The following is a 15,877-nucleotide window of genomic DNA, read 5'->3' as shown; positions in this document are numbered from 1 at the left end:
GTTGTTTCTGCGATTAACTTTCAGGAGCAGAAACTACCACCAGCCTCGCTCAGCAGCAAGTGAGACTGACTTTCAATTTTATCTAGACAGATGCTATCCGGGCTAAATATCACGGCCTGAAGCCGTCAGTCTGCGGACGAATCCAGCGATGGCGCCAAGCGTTGCCTCGGGCTGATCGCGCTGGGGCGAATGGCCGCAAGCGGGTAGCAGCAGCGCTTCGGCTCCGGCCACCCGGCGGACGATAGTGTCGACCTGGGCCGCGGTACCGTATTCGTCATCCTCGCCCTGTATCACCAATACCGGCACCTTGATGCGATCGACATAGCCCTCGATGTTCCAGCGCATGAAATCGGGATCCAGCCATCCATCGGCCCAGCCGCGAAAAGCGCAGTCCACATTGGGACCGTGATATTTCGCCAGCCGCGCACGCAGGTCGCCACTGGCGAAGGCCGCGCTCGCCGCGCGGATCGAGGCGACTGATACATCCTCACAGAAACTGTGCGGCGCCATAACCACCACACCCTGCAGGCCGGGACGGTCCGCTGCGCCGGCATAGATCAGCGAGATGGAGGCACCGTCGGAATGGCCGACGAGAATATGACGCTGGATGCCGAAGGCCGCCAGCAACTCGGGTAATACCGCCTCCCCTTCCTCGTGCATGTAGGTCAGCGGCCGGGGCAGCATGCAAGGGCTGGAACCGCCGTAGCCGATGCGGCTATAGACCAGCGCCGGCAGGCCGGTGGCGGCTGCGACGCGATCGGGAAAATCCTTCCACAACGAGATGCAGCCCAGACCCTCGTGCAGGAAGATCAATACCGGCAGGCCGGATTGCCGGGGACCGATCCAGCGATATTCGATCCGCCCCTCGCCCAGTTGGATAGAACCGTAATCAGACGTCATGCCTTGGCGCGCAGCTTGAACCGCTGGATCTTGCCAGTGGCGGTCTTGGGCAGCTCGTCGACGATCTCGACCCAGCGGGGATATTTATACGGCGCCAGCTTGTCCTTCACGAAAGCCTTCAACTCATCGACCAGCGCATCCTCTGCACCGACGCCCGGCTTGAGCACGACATAGGCTTTGGGCTTGATCAGGTCATCGGTATCGGCATGGGCCACCACGGCGGCCTCCAGCACCTTGGGATGCGCGAGCAGGGCGGATTCCACCTCGAACGGCGAGACCCAGATGCCACTCACCTTCAGCATGTCGTCGGAGCGGCCGGCATAAACATAATAGCCGTCATTGGTGCGAAGGTACTTGTCGCCGGTTCGCGTCCAAGGTCCCTGAAAGGTATTCAGGCTCTTGGCGCGGTTGTTCCAGTAGGCGATGGCACTGGACGGGCCGCTGACCAGCAATTCGCCGATTCCACCCTGCTCCACATCCCTGCCATGCTCATCCACGATGCGCAGATCGTAGCCCGGAACCGCCGTGCCGGTGGTGCCATAACGCACGTCGCCCGGCCGGTTGGACAGGAAAATATGCAGCATCTCGGTCGAACCGATGCCATCCAGGATCTGCACGCCGAACAGTTTTTCCCAGCGTTTGCCGATATCCTCGGGCAATGCTTCGCCGGCTGAGACGCAGCAGCGCAGCTTCGCCGAGCCGCTGTCCTTCGTGATGCCTTCGGCCGCGAGGATGCCGGCATAGAGCGTCGGCACGCCGTAGAAGATGCTGGCCTGATGGTCCTTCAGGCGTTTCATCACGGCCGGCGGCGTCGGCCGTTCGGCCATCAGCACGGCCGTGGCGCCGACATGCAGCGGAAAGGTCATGGCATTACCCATGCCATAGGCGAAGAACAGCTTGGCCGCCGAGAACACGACATCGCCCTCTTTGATGCCGAGCACTTCCTCGCCATACAGCACGGCGGTATGCACCAGGTCGCCATGCAGGTGCATGGCACCCTTGGGCGCACCGGTGGAGCCCGAGGAATAGAGCCAGAAGCCGATATCGTCCGGCGTGGTCGCAGCCGCCTCAAGCTGATCCGATTGCGCCTCCATCAACTTGTGAAGCGGCGTCACCGTCGGCGGCACCTGGCCGGAGATCAGGACCTGTTTCAGATAGGGCTGGCCCGAGACGATCGGCCGGAACTTCTCCAGCAGCGCATCGGAAACGGCCAGGGCCACGGCACGACTGTCGCGCAAAAGAAAATCGTAATCCGGCGTTGTGAGCAGCGTGTTCACCGGCACCGGCACGGCGCCGATCTTCATCGCGCCAAAAAACAATGCCGGGAAGTCGATGCTGTCGAGCAGCGCCAGCATAACGCGCTGTTCGGGCTGCACGCCTTGGGCCTTCAGCAGGTTGCCGGCACGGTTCACCCGCACGGCAAGATCGGCGTAGGTATAGCTGCCCTTGTCGTCGATGAACGCGGTTTTTGCGCCGCGACCTTCGGCGACATGACGATCAACAAAATGCGTCGCGGCGTTATACCGCCGCGGCAGCTCGATGAAGCGCGGCATTGTTTCCTCCCGGGGATATTCTGCTTATGCCGCCCGCTTATGTCAGCGAGCGGTCATGCGGCCTTGGCCAAGGGCGCCGCCTGTTCCACCCATTCCAGAGCCCAGGCCACGGCATCTTCCTCCGGAAGGGTGCCGCCCGAGGCATTGTGCTGCATGCGCTCGCCGACCAGCGTTGCGTTCAGACTTTTGAGCAGGGCTTCGAATTGCTGACCCCCGTGGTTGAAGGTGTCCTGGTAGGTGCTGTCGCCCAGCCCGATCACGCCGGCCAGTTTTCCGGTCAGGTCGGGCTTGGCCGCCTGCAAATCGGCGACGAAATCGCGGGCATTGTCAGGCACATCGCCCTGGCCATAGGTGGAGGTGCAGATCAGGAAGGCACCCGGACGCTCGAACACCTCGGCCTTCAGGTTGTCCATCAGCAGCACCTCGACGTTGTGGCCCTTGCCTTCCAGCGCCTTTTTCACATCGCCAGCCACCAGTTCTGCGGTGCCTGTCATGGTGCCGACCAGAATGGAAATCTGCATCTACCTTCTCCTGCATGCATCCGTCGCGGGCCCGAACTATAACGCACACTCCGCTGGCGCTCCAGACAAAATTGCACTATAATGCATGCCATGAGTGAGAGCCGCGACAAGGCCAGCCCCGACGACACTGCTTTCCTGCAGGTTGTAGGAGAGCGTGTGCGCAATGCGCGCGCAAGGCGCGGCATGAGCCGCAAGATCCTCGCTCGCGATTCCGGCGTTTCAGAGCGCTACCTGGCCCAGCTCGAGGGCGGCGCAGGCAATATTTCCATTCTCCTGCTGCGGCAGATCGCGCGCGCCATGGATCTACCGATCACCGATTTCCTCGGCGACCGGCCGCCGCTTGGCGTGGATCAGGCCCTGCTGCTGCGACAGATCGAGGACCTGAATGCCGAACAGCTGCAGGAATTGCAGGCTTTCGCACGCGAGCGTTTTGGCGTCGCCGCCAGCGTGAAGCGCCACATCGCATTGATCGGCCTGCGCGGCGCCGGCAAGACCTCGCTGGGCCAGCGTCTGGCCGCCACTTTCGGCCTGCAATTCGTGGAAATGGCCAAGGAAATCGAAACCGAGGCCGGCCTTTCACTGAACGAAATTTTTGACCTCTATGGCCAGGCCGCATACCGTCGCTTCGAGCGCCGCGCGCTGGAACGCATAACGGCCGACGCCACGCCAAAGGTGATCGCTACCGGCGGCAGCTTGCCCTCGGAACCCGCCACCTATGCCCATCTGCTTTCGCACTGCTTCACGATCTGGCTGAAGGCGAAACCGGAAGAGCATATGGGCCGCGTCGTTGCCCAGGGCGATCTACGCCCGATTGCCGGTCAGTCAGAGGCGATGGCCGACCTCAAACGAATCCTGGCCCAACGCGAGGCGCTCTATGCCCGAGCCGACATGTCTTTCGACACGGCAGGCAAGAGCCTGGATCAGGCTGCCACCGAACTGGCGGCTGCCCTGCGCGCCCATCCGGCCTGGCTAGCCAGGGAAGCCGCTGAATAGGGCAGTGGCGGGCACAAAAACTGAAAAATAATTCTTGTCGCCCCGATAATCTGCACTATAATGCATATCACGTTTGAGGGAGGACCAGCATGGCCGACAGCCAGCCCAACGGTGCCGCTCCGGTGGATTTCCGCACCGAGCCCAGCCAGTACAAGCATTGGAAGCTCAGCATCGACGGCGCCGTCGCCACCCTGGCGATGGATGTGAAGGAAGACGGTGGCCTGCGCCCCGGCTATGAGCTGAAGCTGAATTCCTACGATCTGGGTGTCGACATTGAACTGCACGATGCCGTGCAGCGCCTGCGCTTCGAACATCCTGAAGTTCGTTCAGTGATCATCACCTCGGCGAAGGAGCGCATCTTCTGCGCCGGCGCCAATATCCGCATGCTGAATCAGTCGGCCCACGGCTGGAAGGTGAATTTCTGCAAATTCACCAACGAAACCCGCAACGGCATCGAAGAGGCCACGGCAGAATCGAAGCAGACTTACATCGCCGCCGTGAACGGCCCCTGCGCCGGCGGCGGCTATGAACTGGCGCTGGCCGCCGACTACATCCTGATGGCCGATGACGGCAATACCTCGGTCTCCCTGCCCGAGGTGCCGCTGCTGGCCGTGCTGCCGGGCACCGGCGGCCTCACCCGCCTGGTCGACAAGCGCATGGTGCGCCGCGACCGCGCCGATTTCTTCTGCACCATCGAGGAAGGCATCAAGGGCAAGCGCGCCGTGGACTGGCGTCTGGTCGACGAAGTTGTGCCGCGCACAAAACTGAACGATGCGATGCGCGAACGCGCCCAGTCCTTCGCGGCGAAATCGGATCGCCCGACCGATGCCAAGGGCATCATGCTGTCGAAACTGGACCGCCGGATCGAGGGTGACACGATCCGCTACAGCCATGTCGAGGCCAGGCTGGATCGGGCCAAGGGCATCGCCGAGATCACCGTGCATGGCCCCAAAGCCCCGCCGCCGGCTTCCGCCGACGCCATCCAGGCCCAGGGCGACCAATTCTGGTCCCTGGCCCTGGCGCGCGAGCTGGATGACCTGATCCTGCATCTGCGCACCAATGAGGAAACCACCGGCATGTGGGTGTTCCGCACCAATGGCGATGCCAACCTGGTGGCCGCTTACGATGCCGCGCTGGAACAGCACAAGTCACACTGGCTGGTGCGCGAGATTCGCCTGTTCCTTAAACGCGTGTTCAAGCGGATCGACGTGTCGTCGCGTTCGGTCTTCGCGTTGGTCGAACCCGGCTCATGCTTCACCGGCACGCTGCTGGAGCTCGTTGTCGCCGCCGACCGGTCCTACATGCTGGATGGCCAGATGGAAGGCGACAACCGCCCTCCCGCGACCATCCGTCTGACGCCGATGAATTTCGGCGCCTATCCGATGGGCAACGGCCTGAGCCGTATTTCCAGCCGCAACCTCGACAACCCGGCACGCGTCGACGAGATCAAGAAACTGATCGGCAGCGATCTCGATGCCCGGGCCGCCGATGAAGCCGGCCTGGTCACCTTCACTCCCGACGATATCGACTGGGAAGACGAGGTGCGCATCGCCATAGAGGAACGCGCCGCCTTCTCACCCGACGCTCTCACCGGCATGGAGGCATCCCTACGCTTTGGCGGGCCCGAAACGATGGAGACGAAGATCTTCGGCCGGCTCACCGCCTGGCAGAACTGGATTTTCCAGCGCCCCAACGCCGTCGGCGAACAGGGTGCGCTCAAGCTCTATGGCACTGGCCAGCGCGCCGCGTATGACCGCAAACGGGTCTAGGGAGAAAGCAATATGCCAATCGACTACAATTCGCGCATTCCCAACAACGTCAATCTCTCGGACAATCGTCGCCTGCAGCGCGCCCTTGAAGAGTGGCAGCCGAAGTTCCTCGACTGGTGGCAGGATATGGGCCCGGCGGGCTTCCAGGCCCGCGAGGCCTACCTGCGCACTGCCATCAGCGTCGATGCCCAGGGCTGGGCGCATTTCGACTATGTTAAGATGCCCGATTACCGCTGGGGCATTTTCCTTGCCGAACCGGAAGCCGAGCGCAAGGTGAACTTTGGCGATCACAAGGGTGAACCCGCCTGGCAGGAGGTTCCCGGCGAATACCGTGGCGTGCTGCGCCGCCTGATCGTCACGCAAGGCGATACCGAACCCGCCTCGGTGGAGCAGCAACGCCTGCTCGGCCAGACCTGCCCCTCGCTTTATGACCTGCGCAACCTGTTCCAGGTGAATGTCGAGGAAGGCCGCCATCTGTGGGCAATGGTCTATCTTCTGGACGCCTATTTTGGCCGCGACGGCCGCGAGGAAGCCGAGGCCCTGCTGCAGCGCCGCTCGGGCGACGACGACAAGCCGCGCATCCTGGGCGCCTTCAACGAGAAGACACCGGACTGGCTCAGCTTCTACATGTTCACCTTCTTCACCGACCGCGACGGCAAGTTCCAGCTCGCCTCGTTGGCTGAAAGCGGCTTCGATCCGCTCTCGCGTACCTGCCGCTTCATGCTGACCGAGGAAGCCCATCACATGTTCGTGGGCGAGACCGGCGTTGGCCGCGTGATCCAGCGCACCTGCGAAGTCATGCGGGATTTCAAGACCGACGACGTACGCAAACATGGCGTGATCGACCTGCCGACGATCCAGAAATACCTGAACTTCCACTTCTCCGTCTCGATCGACCTGTTCGGCTCGGAAATCTCCACCAACGCCGCCAACTACTACACCATGGGTATCAAGGGACGCTTCGACGAGACGCGGATCAACGATGATCACAAGCTGACCGATGCGGCGTACAAGGTGCTGGAAGCCGACGGCGACAGCTTCCGCGAGAAGGATGAAGCCGCATTGACCGCCCTGAACGAACGGTTGCGCGACGATTATGTTGCCGACTGCGCCCGTGGCGTGATGCGCTGGAACCAGATCATCAAGCGGCACGGCATCGATTTCGAGCTGAAGCTGCCGCACCGCGCCTTCCACCGTCAGATCGGCCAGTTCTCCGAACTGCGCGTCGATCCGAATGGCCGCATCATCAGCCAGGCCGAATGGGATGCCCGCCATCATGAATGGCTGCCGACCGAGGCCGACCGCACATATGTCATCAGCCTGATGACCCCGGTGACAGAGCGCGGCAAGTTCGCCAACTGGGTGGCCCCGCCGGCCCGCGGCATCAACAACCAGCCGGTCGATTTCGAGTATGTCCGCGCGTAAGTAAGCGTTATCCTCCCCTCCTAGACGGGCGCCCGGCCCCCAGCCGGGCGCCCCAGTCGTTTCCGCCCGGCCTGGCCCGCCCGCGCTTTTTTTTCATCGCGGCCCTCCGTATGATCCGCGGCTATGACCGATTCCGCCGCCCAAGCCTTCGCCCCCGACCGGCCCTTCTCCTGCCCCCGCATCGTACAGTGGGGTGAATGCGATCCGGCCGGCATGGTCTATACCACCCAGTTCCTCGATTACGTGATGGAGACGCTGGAAGCCTTCTGGCGCGACATCATCGGCTACAGCTTCCTGCGTCTGCACAAGGAGCTGGGGCTTGGCTCGCCCACGGTCAGCACCAAGCTGGATTTCCAGCGTGCGCTGAAGGGCGGTGACCCTTTTACCGTCGAGTTGCGGGTCGAGAAGCTGAGCCGCGCCACCATCACCTACGAGTTCAAGGGGCGGAATGCCGCCGGTGATGTTTGTTTCACCTGTACCCATGTCTCCTGCATCGTGGATGAAAAGATCCTGAAATCGGTGGAAATCCCGGAGCGCATCCGCAGCCCCATCGAAGCCTACCGTCAGGCAACCATGCCGGTACAAGCCTGAGAAGACCGGAGCGACCCCATCATGACCGAAGGCCATGGCTATACCAAATTCTTCCCGGTTTCGTGGGAGGAACTGCACCGTCACTGCAAGGCCCTGGCCTGGCGCCTGCTGGATGCGGCCCAGGCGCGCGGCGGCTATCGTGGCATCGTAGCGATCACCCGCGGCGGGCTTGTCCCCGCCGCCATCGTGGCGCGCGAGTTGAACCTGCGCATGATCGAGACGATCTCCTGCTCCACCTATAACGAACTAGAACGCGGTTCCAAGGTGAACATCCTCAAGACCGCCGAGGCGGCGCTCGCTGAACAGGGCGATGGCTGGCTGATCGTGGATGATCTGGTCGATACCGGTGTCACGGCCAAGGCGGTGCGCGCCCTGCTGCCCAAGGCGCATTTCGCTACCATCTATGCCAAGCCGAATGGCCGGCCGATGGTGGACACCTTCATCACCGAGGTGAGCCAGGATACTTGGATCCTGTTCCCCTGGGACCAGGAAGCCGTGATGTCCAAACCGATCGTGGAGCTGCGCAGCGGCGTATGAACGCAGCTAGGCCGCCGGCTTCTTCGCCGTCATCAGCGTCCACTGCACGGTTTCGCGCAATACGTAACCCAGGGCTTCGTCGAAGGCCGCCACCACGCCCAGAACCGTCGCATTCTTGGCCTTCACCCGCTGGCTGAAGGTGGCCGCCGCCACGATCTGCTGACGCGGCTGCGCCACCAGTTTGACCTGCAGCGACACATGGGCATCGGGCAGGCTGCTGCCATCCTTCAGTTCGGCCTGGAATTCGCGCAGTTCGCCCTTGATATTGAAATCCGAGCGCAGGCCGACCGACTGACGGCCGACCGCGACGATCTTGCCGGTATTCTCAAAGCTTTCCACCAGCAAGGTCTGCACCATGCGCGGCGCGCGCTCGCTCCAGCGTGCCTCGGCGTAATACTTCACCTCGTAAGGATTGGTGAAAATGGCGATTTTGTGGGTATCCAGGCCGCCGGCGGCAAAAGGCTCCTCCACCACCAGCTGCCAGTCCACTCGCGGCAGCGTGTCGGTAAAGATGGTCTTGGGTGAAAGCGTGTAGAGATTGGATGGCGGCGCCTGCGGTATCAGGCCGCCGCAACCCGACAGCAGTCCAGCCGATAGCGGCAGTGCAGCGCCAGCCAGCATCATGCTGCGTCTCGTGATAGTGTTCATCGCCGCTGCCCTCCCCCTTCACTGCGGTATTCGGCATCGCGATTGCCGAACAGTACAGAACTTGGATCGTCTTCCAGACGCTGCGCCACCCGCGCCAGACTGGATACCAGGATACGCGTTTCCGACATCAGGCGGCGGAATTCGCCAAATCCTTCGGTCGTCATGGCATGGATCGGCGCACGGTTCTCTTCCATGACGGCATTCAGATCGGTCAGAAGCCTGTTGAGCTGGGCCATGGCCTGACGCGCATCGACGGCGGCGACGGCGGCATCCCCTTCCAGGATCCGGTTGGCGCTCTTCAGCGTCGATTCCGCTTCGTTCATGACACGGTCAAGCTTATCGGCAATTTCGCGTGCTGCCGATGCCGCCTTGGCGATATCGCCGCTGGTTGCGCTGAAACTGTCGATGGCACGACCGATCGATTCCTGACGCGCCGCCAATGTCTGCGACACTTCACGCAGGTTGGCGATAAACCCGGTCAGGTTCTCCAAATTCTCATCGCTGAGAATCCTGGCCGCGCGGTTGAACAACTCCGGTGCCGCCTCCACCAAGGCCTCGATGGCTGATGGTCTGGAACGGATAGTCGGATATTTCGTCGGATCTCGCCCAGCAACCACTGGCAGGATCTGAGCGTCGTGGCTGCCCGGCGATATCTGTACGAAGGAAACGCCCGTAATGCCCTGCAATTGCAGGGTCGCCTCCGAATCGGCGCGGATCGGCGTATCGGCGTCCACCTCCACGGTCACGCGCACCCGGCTGGTATTCTCGCGATCAATGCTGATTTGCGACACGCTGCCGACCTTGATGCCGTTAAAGCGCACGTCGCCGCCCAGCCCCAGTCCGGCCACAGACCCCGTGAAGAAGACATTGTAACGCGCGACTTCGCGGTCGACCTCGGATTTCGCCAGCCAGAGCACAAAGGCAACGATGCCGGTCAGGAAGACCAGCATGAAGCTTCCGATCAGCAGATGATGCGCACGCGTTTCCATCGCTTCACCTCTTGTCCAGCGCTGCGGTGATCGCAGCGGCCCGGGCGCGCGGCCCGTGGAAATACTCCCTAACCCAGGGATGCTTGTCCTGTAGCATCGTTTCCATCGATCCGCTCACCAAGACCTTCTTTTCGGCCAGCACGGCTATACGGTCGCAGATCGCGTAGAGCGAGTCGAGATCATGGGTGACCATGAACACGGTCAGGCCCAGCGCCTGCTGCAGGTCACGCACCAGTTGGTCGAAGGCCGCCGCGCCGATGGGATCGAGCCCGGCGGTCGGCTCGTCAAAGAACACCACCTCGGGGTCCAGCGCCAATGCACGGGCCAGTCCGGCCCGTTTGCGCATGCCGCCGGAAAGCTCGGCCGGGTATTTGCCGGCCGCGTCGGAAGACAGGCCTACCATGTGCAGTTTCGCCGCCACGATCTCGTCAAGCAGGCTCTCCGGCAGATCGTAGAATTCCTTCAGCGGCACCTGGATGTTCTGGGCGACGGTCAGGGAGGAAAACAGCGCGCCATCCTGAAACAGGACGCCGAAACGCTGCCGCACTGCGCGCAGGTCTTCCGGGTCGCCATTGATCATGTCGGTACCGAGCAAGTCGATGCTACCCGCCGCGGCCTGGTTCAGACCGATAATCGTGCGCAGCAACACCGACTTACCCGTGCCCGACCCTCCGACCACGCCCAGCACTTCGCCGCGATAGACGTCCAGGTCGAGATCCTGGTGAATCACGGTCTCGTCGAACCGGTTCACCAGACCGCGCACCGTGATCACCCGCTCCCTGCCCTGCCCGTTGGTCGCCATGCCTAGACCTTGAGAATGCTGAACAGGATGGAGAACAGAGCGTCGAACAGGATGACCAGAAAGATCGACTGCACAACCGAGCGTGTGGTGAGGCGGCCGACGCTCTCGGCGTCGCGTTTGACCCGCAATCCTTCATAACAGCCGACCAGGGCGATCAGCGCGGCGAAGACCGGCGCCTTCACCATGCCGACGAAGAATGTACGCGGCACGATCACCTCATTCAGCCGGCTGAAGAACAGTACCGGATCGATTCCCAGCGCATTCCAGGCCATCAGCGCGCCACCGCACAGGCCCATGAGATTGGCGAAGAAGGTCAGCACCGGCAGCGTCAGCACCAGCGCAAACATTCTCGGCAGGACCAGCACCACCACCGGGTCGAGGCCAAGCGTGCGCATCGCCGCTATTTCTTCATTCACCTTCATGGTGCCGATCTGCGCCGTGAAGGCGCTGCCCGATCGGCCGGCGATCAGTATCGCGGTGAGCAGCACACCCAGCTCGCGCAGGACCGAAATGCCGATCAGGTCGACAACGAAGATTTCCGCGCCGAATTTCTGCAACTGGCTGGCCCCCTGATAGGCCATGACCATGCCAATCAGAAAGGAGAGCAGCCCGACAATGGGTAATGCCTTCAGGCCGGTTTCCTCCATGTGATGAACCATGGAGGTAAAACGCATGCGCCCGGGCCGGATGGTCGTCAACACGGCGGTTTCGGTCACTTCGCCGATGAAGGCGGTAAACCGGCGTGCCTCGCGCACGAAAAACAGGGTCAGCCAGCCAAGGTAGGCAATGATGCCAAGCAGGCCACTGCCCGATTGCGGCCAGACCGTGACGGCATCGCCCGACCCCACCACATAGTCGAACAGCGCCCGGTGTTCGCGGCGGGCCTGCGGCCAGTCGATATCAAAGCCCTGATCCATCAACTGGCGATGCAGCCGCACCATCAGGATCGCACCGGCGGTATCCAGCCGGTTCAGATTGGATGTATCGAATACGGCGCGCCGGGCGCCTCCGGCCGTGACATGGCTACTGGCAAGACCGGCAGTGGCAAGCCCATCCAGCCCCTGCAGGAGAATGGAGGCATGGGCAAGCGTCCAGTCGCCAGTCAGGCGCAGGAGCAACGCCGTCCCATCCCGCTCTGTCTGCAACCGGCCGCCAGCCATCGATCCTCGGAGGAAAAAAAGAACAAGGCTTGCCCAACTGTTAGCAGAAATGACAGTCTCGGAAAACCGATGCTCTGCGAAAGCCGGATGACAGGCCGGCATCACGGAACGGTACCGGACGGGGGAATGCCATGCCACGCTTTGCCGCCAACCTGAGCTTCCTGTTCCAGGATATACCCTTCCTCGACCGCTTTCCCGCCGCCGCTGAACAGGGATTCACCGCGGTGGAGTTCATGTTCCCTTACGACCATGCGCCGGCTGCCGTTGCGGCAGCGATGCGGGATGCCGGCCTGCAGGTGGCCCTTTTCAACGCGCCGCCGGGCGACTGGGGGGCCGGCGAACGCGGCCTTGCCGCCCTCCCGGCCCGGCGCAGCGACTTCCGCGCTGCTATGGCCAGGGCCTTCGAGTATGCCGCCGCCCTCAACTGTCCGCGCATCCATGTGGTGGCGGGAATTGAACCGGCCCGGGCCGACCGTCGTGCTCTGGAAGCCTGCTATATGGACAACCTCGCCTGGGCCGCCGAGCAGGCTTCAAGCGCCGGCCTGTTGCTGCTGATCGAGCCCATCAACCGGCGCGACATCCCCGGTTTTTTCCTGAACGACTTCGATTTCGCGCAAAAGGTGATCGAGGAGGTGCGGGCCCCGAACCTTCGCCTGCAGTTCGACATCTACCACGCACAGATCATTCACGGCGACATTACCCGGCGCCTGGAGCGCCAGATTCCCTGGATTGGCCATATTCAGATCGCCAATCCGCCCGACCGCCGCGAACCAGGGAATGGCGAGATCGACTATCGCTATATCTTTCAACGGCTCGATGCACTGGGCTACGATGGCTGGGTCGGCTGCGAATACCGCCCGGAAGGCGATACGGTGGCCTCGCTCGGCTGGATCAGGGAGTATGGCGTGGCGGCGAAAAGGCGCTGATCAGTCCATTAAACCTGGCAGCCATAGCACGATCTGCGGGAAACCGATCAGCAGGCCGACGCGGACAAGGTCGGCAAGCACGAAAGGCAGGATGCCGCGGGTCACGGCCTGCAACCTGACCTTCCCTACCCCCTGAATGACGAACAGGTTCATGCCAACCGGCGGGACAATCATGCCGATCTCGACGATGGTGACCATGTAGATGCCGAACCACAACGGATCGATGCCCAGGGCCTGGACTGCCGGAAATACAAAAGGCAGGGTCAGCAGCATCATCGCCAGATCGTCCATCAACGCACCGAGCACGACATAGAACGCCGTGAGCAGCACAAGGAACAGCGCCGGACTGAGATTCAGAGCCTGGATATACTGCACCACCAGTTGCGGCGCGCTTGTGACCTCGAGAAAGAAATTGAACGGGCCGGCGCCGATCAGGATCAGAAATATCATCGCGCTGGTCGATGCCGTTTCCAGCAGCGAGTCCTTGAAGCGGGAAACGCCCATCGTGCGCCCGGCAAGGGCAAAGATCAGAGCGCCGACCGCGCCGACCGAAGCCGCTTCGTTGGGCGAAAAGATTCCGGCGAACATCCCGCCGATCACCAGCACGAACAACAGAAATACAGGCCAAACGCTGCGCATGGTCCGCAGGCGCTGCGACCAGGCCATGCGCTCGCCTGCCGGGCCACTGGCCGGATTGAGTCGAACCGTTGCGGCAATGGCCAGCATGTACAGGCCTGTACCAAGCAGGCCGGGCAGCAGCGCGCCGACATAAAGCTTACCCAGCGACTGCTCGGTAAGCAGCGCATAAATCAGAAGAATGATTGACGGCGGGATCAGGATGCCAAGCGTACCGCCGGCGGCAATCGTGGCAGTTGCCAGGCTGTCGGCATAGCCGCGTCGACGCATCTCGGGCAATGCGACGCGGCACATGGTGGCCGCCGTCGCGATCGCCGAGCCGCAGATTGCGCCAAATGCGGCGCAGGCCCCGATGGTGGCCAGCGCCAATCCCCCGCGGAAATGCCCGAGGAAGGCATAGGCGGCATCGTAGAGCTGACGCGATAACCCGGCATAAGTGGCGAACACGCCCATCATCACGAAAAGCGGCACCACCGAGAGGCTGTAGGGGAACACGCTCTCGAACGGCGATGATCCCATCACATAGGCAAGGCCGTCCCAACCCTGAAGCAACAGAAATCCAATGGCACCGACCAATCCCATCGCCACTGCGACCGGCACGCGCAGCAGCATCAGGACCAAGACGACGCCGAAGCCCAGAAGACCCGCTAGCGCTGGACTCATGTGGCGCCGTCCTGTTTCGCGGCAGATAACGGATCGTCGCCGGTCAGCAGCGTCACCAGATGGCGCAGTGCAACCACCAGCGCCATCAGAACGGCAAAAGCTGCTCCCCCCAGCAGCGGATACCAGTACCAGGTCATCGGCAGCGCGATGGTCTGCGATTTATCGCCCATCAGTGCCACGGTGTCGAATTGCTGCCAGCCAAACCCGGCAATCGCCAACATCAGCAATGCGCCGCACAGGGCTGCCAACAGGCGGCAGAAAACCTGCAGCCGGTATGGCAGCCGCTCGATGCCCAAATCAACCGCAACATGGCTATCGGCGATGAAGCCGTAGGGTATGGTGAGAAAGGCGGTGGCCATGATCATGAGTTGGGTGATGTCCACCGTTCCGAGAATGCCCTGCCCGCCGGCATGGCGAATCACGACATCGGCGCAGGTGACAAGGCCAGCCAGCAGGGCGCAGAAGACGCCGATACGCGCGGCCCAGGCAGCACTCCATTCAGCCGCACGAAAGATCGGCACCATACCTTCATTCCATCAGAAAAAACCGCGGCCCGCCAGGCCGGCCGCAACCGGTCTGACGGGCCGCACGGCTATTTGGCCTCAGCGCTTGCCGCCTTCATATTTGGCGATACGCTGCTGCATCTCGCGATAAATGTCGCGGGCATTCTTCACGCCCTGCCCTTCCAGGTCGGTGAGCAGCTTCTCGGTGGTCGGCTTCAGGGCATCGCGCCAGCGGTTACGCTCCGCCTCGCTCAGCGACGACATCACGTTGCCTTTCCTGTTGGCCGCTTCCAGCCCGGGTGCATCCCACTGGTTCCACCAGTCACCGAACTTCTCGGTCAGCGCCGCACCGGTAGTGTCGTCGATGGCCTTCTTCACGTCGGCTGGCAGGCTATCGTATTTGCGCTTGTTCATCACGAAATAGAAGCTGGCGGTGTAAGAGCGCGCATCGAGGTGATACTTGGTCACCTCGAACAGACGGAAGGAATTGATCGGATCCCAGGGGAAGACCGCACCGTCAATTACGCCGCGCTGCAGATTTTCATACACCTCGCCAGGCGGTAGGCCGACCGGCGTGGCGCCCAACTGCTGCAGCATGGCGTTGATCTGCGGGCTAGGCGAGCGGATACGCAGGCCCTTGAGGTCGTCCATCGTCTTGACCTGCTTGGAGCCCGTGTGGATCAGGCCGGCATTGTGCGCATGCAGGGCCAGCACTTTAACGCTGTCCGGGAATTCCTGGGCGAAGTGTTTGGGGTACATTTCCCAAAGCGTGCGGCTGGCGGCATTGGAGGTTTCCACCAGGAAGGGGAATTCGATGATGCCCATGCGGTTGAAGCGGCCGGCCGGCACGCCCCGCAGGCCATGGGCGATGTCGACCACGCCGCTGACCGCCTGCTCGAGTTGCCGCGCGGGGTTGCCGAAGGCGGAACCGGCCGGGAAGATGGTTACCTTGACCTTGCCATTGCTGCGCCTGGTCAGTTCCTCGCCCCAGGGCTGAAGCCAGTCGCGGTGAATGCCGTGGCCCGGCGGCAGGAAGTGGCTGAGCTTCAGTTCGATATCTTGCGCTGCAGCATGCTGAGCCGGAGCGGCAAGGAACAGCACGGCACCGGAAGCGACGGCAAAGGTGGCCCGGGCCAGTATGGCCTTAAGGTTGTTTCGCACGGCAATTCCTCCCGAGGAATTTGTTATCGGTTTTTTACCTAGCCAAAAGGTAGTTACAAGCGAAACTAAGAGTCAAGCGAGTGGTCCGGACCGATAGACG

16 protein-coding genes are annotated in these 15,877 nt (G+C 62.3%); 6 read left to right on the top strand and 10 right to left on the bottom strand.

Annotation, left to right across the window (positions count from 1 at the left end; translation table 11 throughout):
- Nucleotides 1-102 precede the first annotated feature (102 nt).
- From ACK4FK_RS11955 to ACK4FK_RS11945, 3 genes are read right to left on the bottom strand one after another with little or no spacing between them, the layout of a single operon-like run.
- Nucleotides 103-900 (bottom strand): alpha/beta fold hydrolase, encoded by a 798-nt coding sequence (locus ACK4FK_RS11955; RefSeq protein ID WP_409745186.1) that lies wholly within the window; start codon nucleotides 898-900, stop codon nucleotides 103-105.
- Nucleotides 897-2,453, bottom strand: coding sequence for a benzoate-CoA ligase family protein (locus tag ACK4FK_RS11950; RefSeq protein ID WP_409745185.1), 1,557 nt, complete (start codon nucleotides 2,451-2,453; stop codon nucleotides 897-899). Before ACK4FK_RS11950 ends, ACK4FK_RS11955 begins: the two co-directional genes overlap by 4 nt.
- 53 nt (nucleotides 2,454-2,506) lie before the next feature.
- Entirely contained in the window at nucleotides 2,507-2,974 is a 468-nt protein-coding gene (locus ACK4FK_RS11945; protein ID WP_409745184.1) for a flavodoxin domain-containing protein, read from the bottom strand.
- A gap of 90 nt (nucleotides 2,975-3,064) precedes the next feature.
- Here ACK4FK_RS11945 and ACK4FK_RS11940 point away from each other — a divergent pair, with 90 nt between their 5' ends.
- The 5 genes from ACK4FK_RS11940 (at nucleotide 3,065) to gpt (ending at nucleotide 8,289) form a co-directional block, all read left to right on the top strand.
- A complete protein-coding gene (locus tag ACK4FK_RS11940) occupies nucleotides 3,065-3,967 on the top strand; it encodes a helix-turn-helix transcriptional regulator (protein ID WP_409745183.1) in 903 nt (300 codons plus the stop codon).
- 89 nt (nucleotides 3,968-4,056) lie between these two features.
- On the top strand, nucleotides 4,057-5,736 hold the full coding sequence (gene boxC / locus ACK4FK_RS11935; protein ID WP_409745182.1) for a 2,3-epoxybenzoyl-CoA dihydrolase: 1,680 nt from the start codon (nucleotides 4,057-4,059) through the stop codon (nucleotides 5,734-5,736).
- Between the two features lie 12 nt (nucleotides 5,737-5,748).
- Nucleotides 5,749-7,161 (top strand): benzoyl-CoA 2,3-epoxidase subunit BoxB, encoded by a 1,413-nt coding sequence (boxB, locus tag ACK4FK_RS11930; RefSeq protein WP_409745181.1) that lies wholly within the window; start codon nucleotides 5,749-5,751, stop codon nucleotides 7,159-7,161.
- 123 nt (nucleotides 7,162-7,284) lie between these two features.
- Nucleotides 7,285-7,752: an acyl-CoA thioesterase gene (locus ACK4FK_RS11925; protein WP_409745180.1), complete on the top strand. Its 468-nt coding sequence runs from the start codon at nucleotides 7,285-7,287 to the stop codon at nucleotides 7,750-7,752.
- 21 nt (nucleotides 7,753-7,773) lie between these two features.
- Entirely contained in the window at nucleotides 7,774-8,289 is a 516-nt protein-coding gene (gpt, locus tag ACK4FK_RS11920) for a xanthine phosphoribosyltransferase (RefSeq protein WP_409745179.1), read from the top strand.
- Nucleotides 8,290-8,295: 6 nt separating this feature from the next.
- Here gpt and ACK4FK_RS11915 read toward each other — a convergent pair whose 3' ends face one another.
- From ACK4FK_RS11915 to ACK4FK_RS11900, 4 genes are read right to left on the bottom strand one after another with little or no spacing between them, the layout of a single operon-like run.
- The gene (locus ACK4FK_RS11915) at nucleotides 8,296-8,937 is read right to left on the bottom strand and encodes an ABC-type transport auxiliary lipoprotein family protein (RefSeq protein WP_409745178.1); all 642 of its coding nucleotides are present in this window, start codon (nucleotides 8,935-8,937) and stop codon (nucleotides 8,296-8,298) included.
- Complete coding sequence (locus tag ACK4FK_RS11910) at nucleotides 8,934-9,887, bottom strand: MlaD family protein (protein WP_409745177.1); 954 nt, start codon at nucleotides 9,885-9,887, stop codon at nucleotides 8,934-8,936. Before ACK4FK_RS11910 ends, ACK4FK_RS11915 begins: the two co-directional genes overlap by 4 nt.
- A 43-nt stretch (nucleotides 9,888-9,930) precedes the next feature.
- Nucleotides 9,931-10,728, bottom strand: a complete 798-nt coding sequence (locus ACK4FK_RS11905) for an ABC transporter ATP-binding protein (RefSeq protein WP_409745176.1) — start codon at nucleotides 10,726-10,728, stop codon at nucleotides 9,931-9,933.
- 2 nt (nucleotides 10,729-10,730) lie between these two features.
- A complete protein-coding gene (locus tag ACK4FK_RS11900; protein WP_409745175.1) occupies nucleotides 10,731-11,846 on the bottom strand; it encodes an ABC transporter permease in 1,116 nt (371 codons plus the stop codon).
- Nucleotides 11,847-12,019: 173 nt separating this feature from the next.
- Between ACK4FK_RS11900 and otnI the strand changes: the two genes are divergently transcribed.
- Nucleotides 12,020-12,814 (top strand): 2-oxo-tetronate isomerase, encoded by a 795-nt coding sequence (gene otnI / locus ACK4FK_RS11895; protein WP_409745174.1) that lies wholly within the window; start codon nucleotides 12,020-12,022, stop codon nucleotides 12,812-12,814.
- On the opposite strand, the gene ACK4FK_RS11890 is transcribed toward otnI, so the two are convergent.
- The 3 genes from ACK4FK_RS11890 to ACK4FK_RS11880 all read right to left on the bottom strand — a co-directional run bounded on the left by ACK4FK_RS11890 (nucleotide 12,815) and on the right by ACK4FK_RS11880 (nucleotide 15,777).
- Nucleotides 12,815-14,113, bottom strand: a complete 1,299-nt coding sequence (locus ACK4FK_RS11890; protein ID WP_409745173.1) for a TRAP transporter large permease — start codon at nucleotides 14,111-14,113, stop codon at nucleotides 12,815-12,817. It abuts the gene before it with no gap.
- Nucleotides 14,110-14,637, bottom strand: coding sequence for a TRAP transporter small permease (locus tag ACK4FK_RS11885; protein WP_409745172.1), 528 nt, complete (start codon nucleotides 14,635-14,637; stop codon nucleotides 14,110-14,112). The genes ACK4FK_RS11890 and ACK4FK_RS11885 overlap by 4 nt, the downstream gene beginning before the upstream one ends.
- A 78-nt stretch (nucleotides 14,638-14,715) precedes the next feature.
- On the bottom strand, nucleotides 14,716-15,777 hold the full coding sequence (locus tag ACK4FK_RS11880) for a TRAP transporter substrate-binding protein (RefSeq protein ID WP_409745171.1): 1,062 nt from the start codon (nucleotides 15,775-15,777) through the stop codon (nucleotides 14,716-14,718).
- Nucleotides 15,778-15,877 lie beyond the last annotated feature (100 nt).

Source organism: Ferrovibrio sp. (assembly GCF_046297895.1).
In the GTDB taxonomy this organism is placed as follows: domain Bacteria; phylum Pseudomonadota; class Alphaproteobacteria; order Ferrovibrionales; family Ferrovibrionaceae; genus Ferrovibrio.
Note: the sequence above shows the minus strand (reverse complement) of the source record. Positions and strands in the feature narration are given on the sequence as shown.

What these genes read in the sequence shown, in the direction of transcription:
- ACK4FK_RS11955 (WP_409745186.1), bottom strand. Translation starts at nt 900, where the DNA reads ATGACGTCTGATTACGGTTCTATCCAACTGGGCGAGGGGCGGATCGAA.
- ACK4FK_RS11950 (WP_409745185.1), bottom strand. Translation starts at nt 2,453, where the DNA reads ATGCCGCGCTTCATCGAGCTGCCGCGGCGGTATAACGCCGCGACGCAT.
- ACK4FK_RS11945 (WP_409745184.1), bottom strand. Translation starts at nt 2,974, where the DNA reads ATGCAGATTTCCATTCTGGTCGGCACCATGACAGGCACCGCAGAACTG.
- ACK4FK_RS11940 (WP_409745183.1), top strand. Translation starts at nt 3,065, where the DNA reads ATGAGTGAGAGCCGCGACAAGGCCAGCCCCGACGACACTGCTTTCCTG.
- boxC (WP_409745182.1), top strand. Translation starts at nt 4,057, where the DNA reads ATGGCCGACAGCCAGCCCAACGGTGCCGCTCCGGTGGATTTCCGCACC.
- boxB (WP_409745181.1), top strand. Translation starts at nt 5,749, where the DNA reads ATGCCAATCGACTACAATTCGCGCATTCCCAACAACGTCAATCTCTCG.
- ACK4FK_RS11925 (WP_409745180.1), top strand. Translation starts at nt 7,285, where the DNA reads ATGACCGATTCCGCCGCCCAAGCCTTCGCCCCCGACCGGCCCTTCTCC.
- gpt (WP_409745179.1), top strand. Translation starts at nt 7,774, where the DNA reads ATGACCGAAGGCCATGGCTATACCAAATTCTTCCCGGTTTCGTGGGAG.
- ACK4FK_RS11915 (WP_409745178.1), bottom strand. Translation starts at nt 8,937, where the DNA reads ATGAACACTATCACGAGACGCAGCATGATGCTGGCTGGCGCTGCACTG.
- ACK4FK_RS11910 (WP_409745177.1), bottom strand. Translation starts at nt 9,887, where the DNA reads ATGCTGGTCTTCCTGACCGGCATCGTTGCCTTTGTGCTCTGGCTGGCG.
- ACK4FK_RS11905 (WP_409745176.1), bottom strand. Translation starts at nt 10,728, where the DNA reads ATGGCGACCAACGGGCAGGGCAGGGAGCGGGTGATCACGGTGCGCGGT.
- otnI (WP_409745174.1), top strand. Translation starts at nt 12,020, where the DNA reads ATGCCACGCTTTGCCGCCAACCTGAGCTTCCTGTTCCAGGATATACCC.
- ACK4FK_RS11890 (WP_409745173.1), bottom strand. Translation starts at nt 14,113, where the DNA reads ATGAGTCCAGCGCTAGCGGGTCTTCTGGGCTTCGGCGTCGTCTTGGTC.
- ACK4FK_RS11885 (WP_409745172.1), bottom strand. Translation starts at nt 14,637, where the DNA reads ATGGTGCCGATCTTTCGTGCGGCTGAATGGAGTGCTGCCTGGGCCGCG.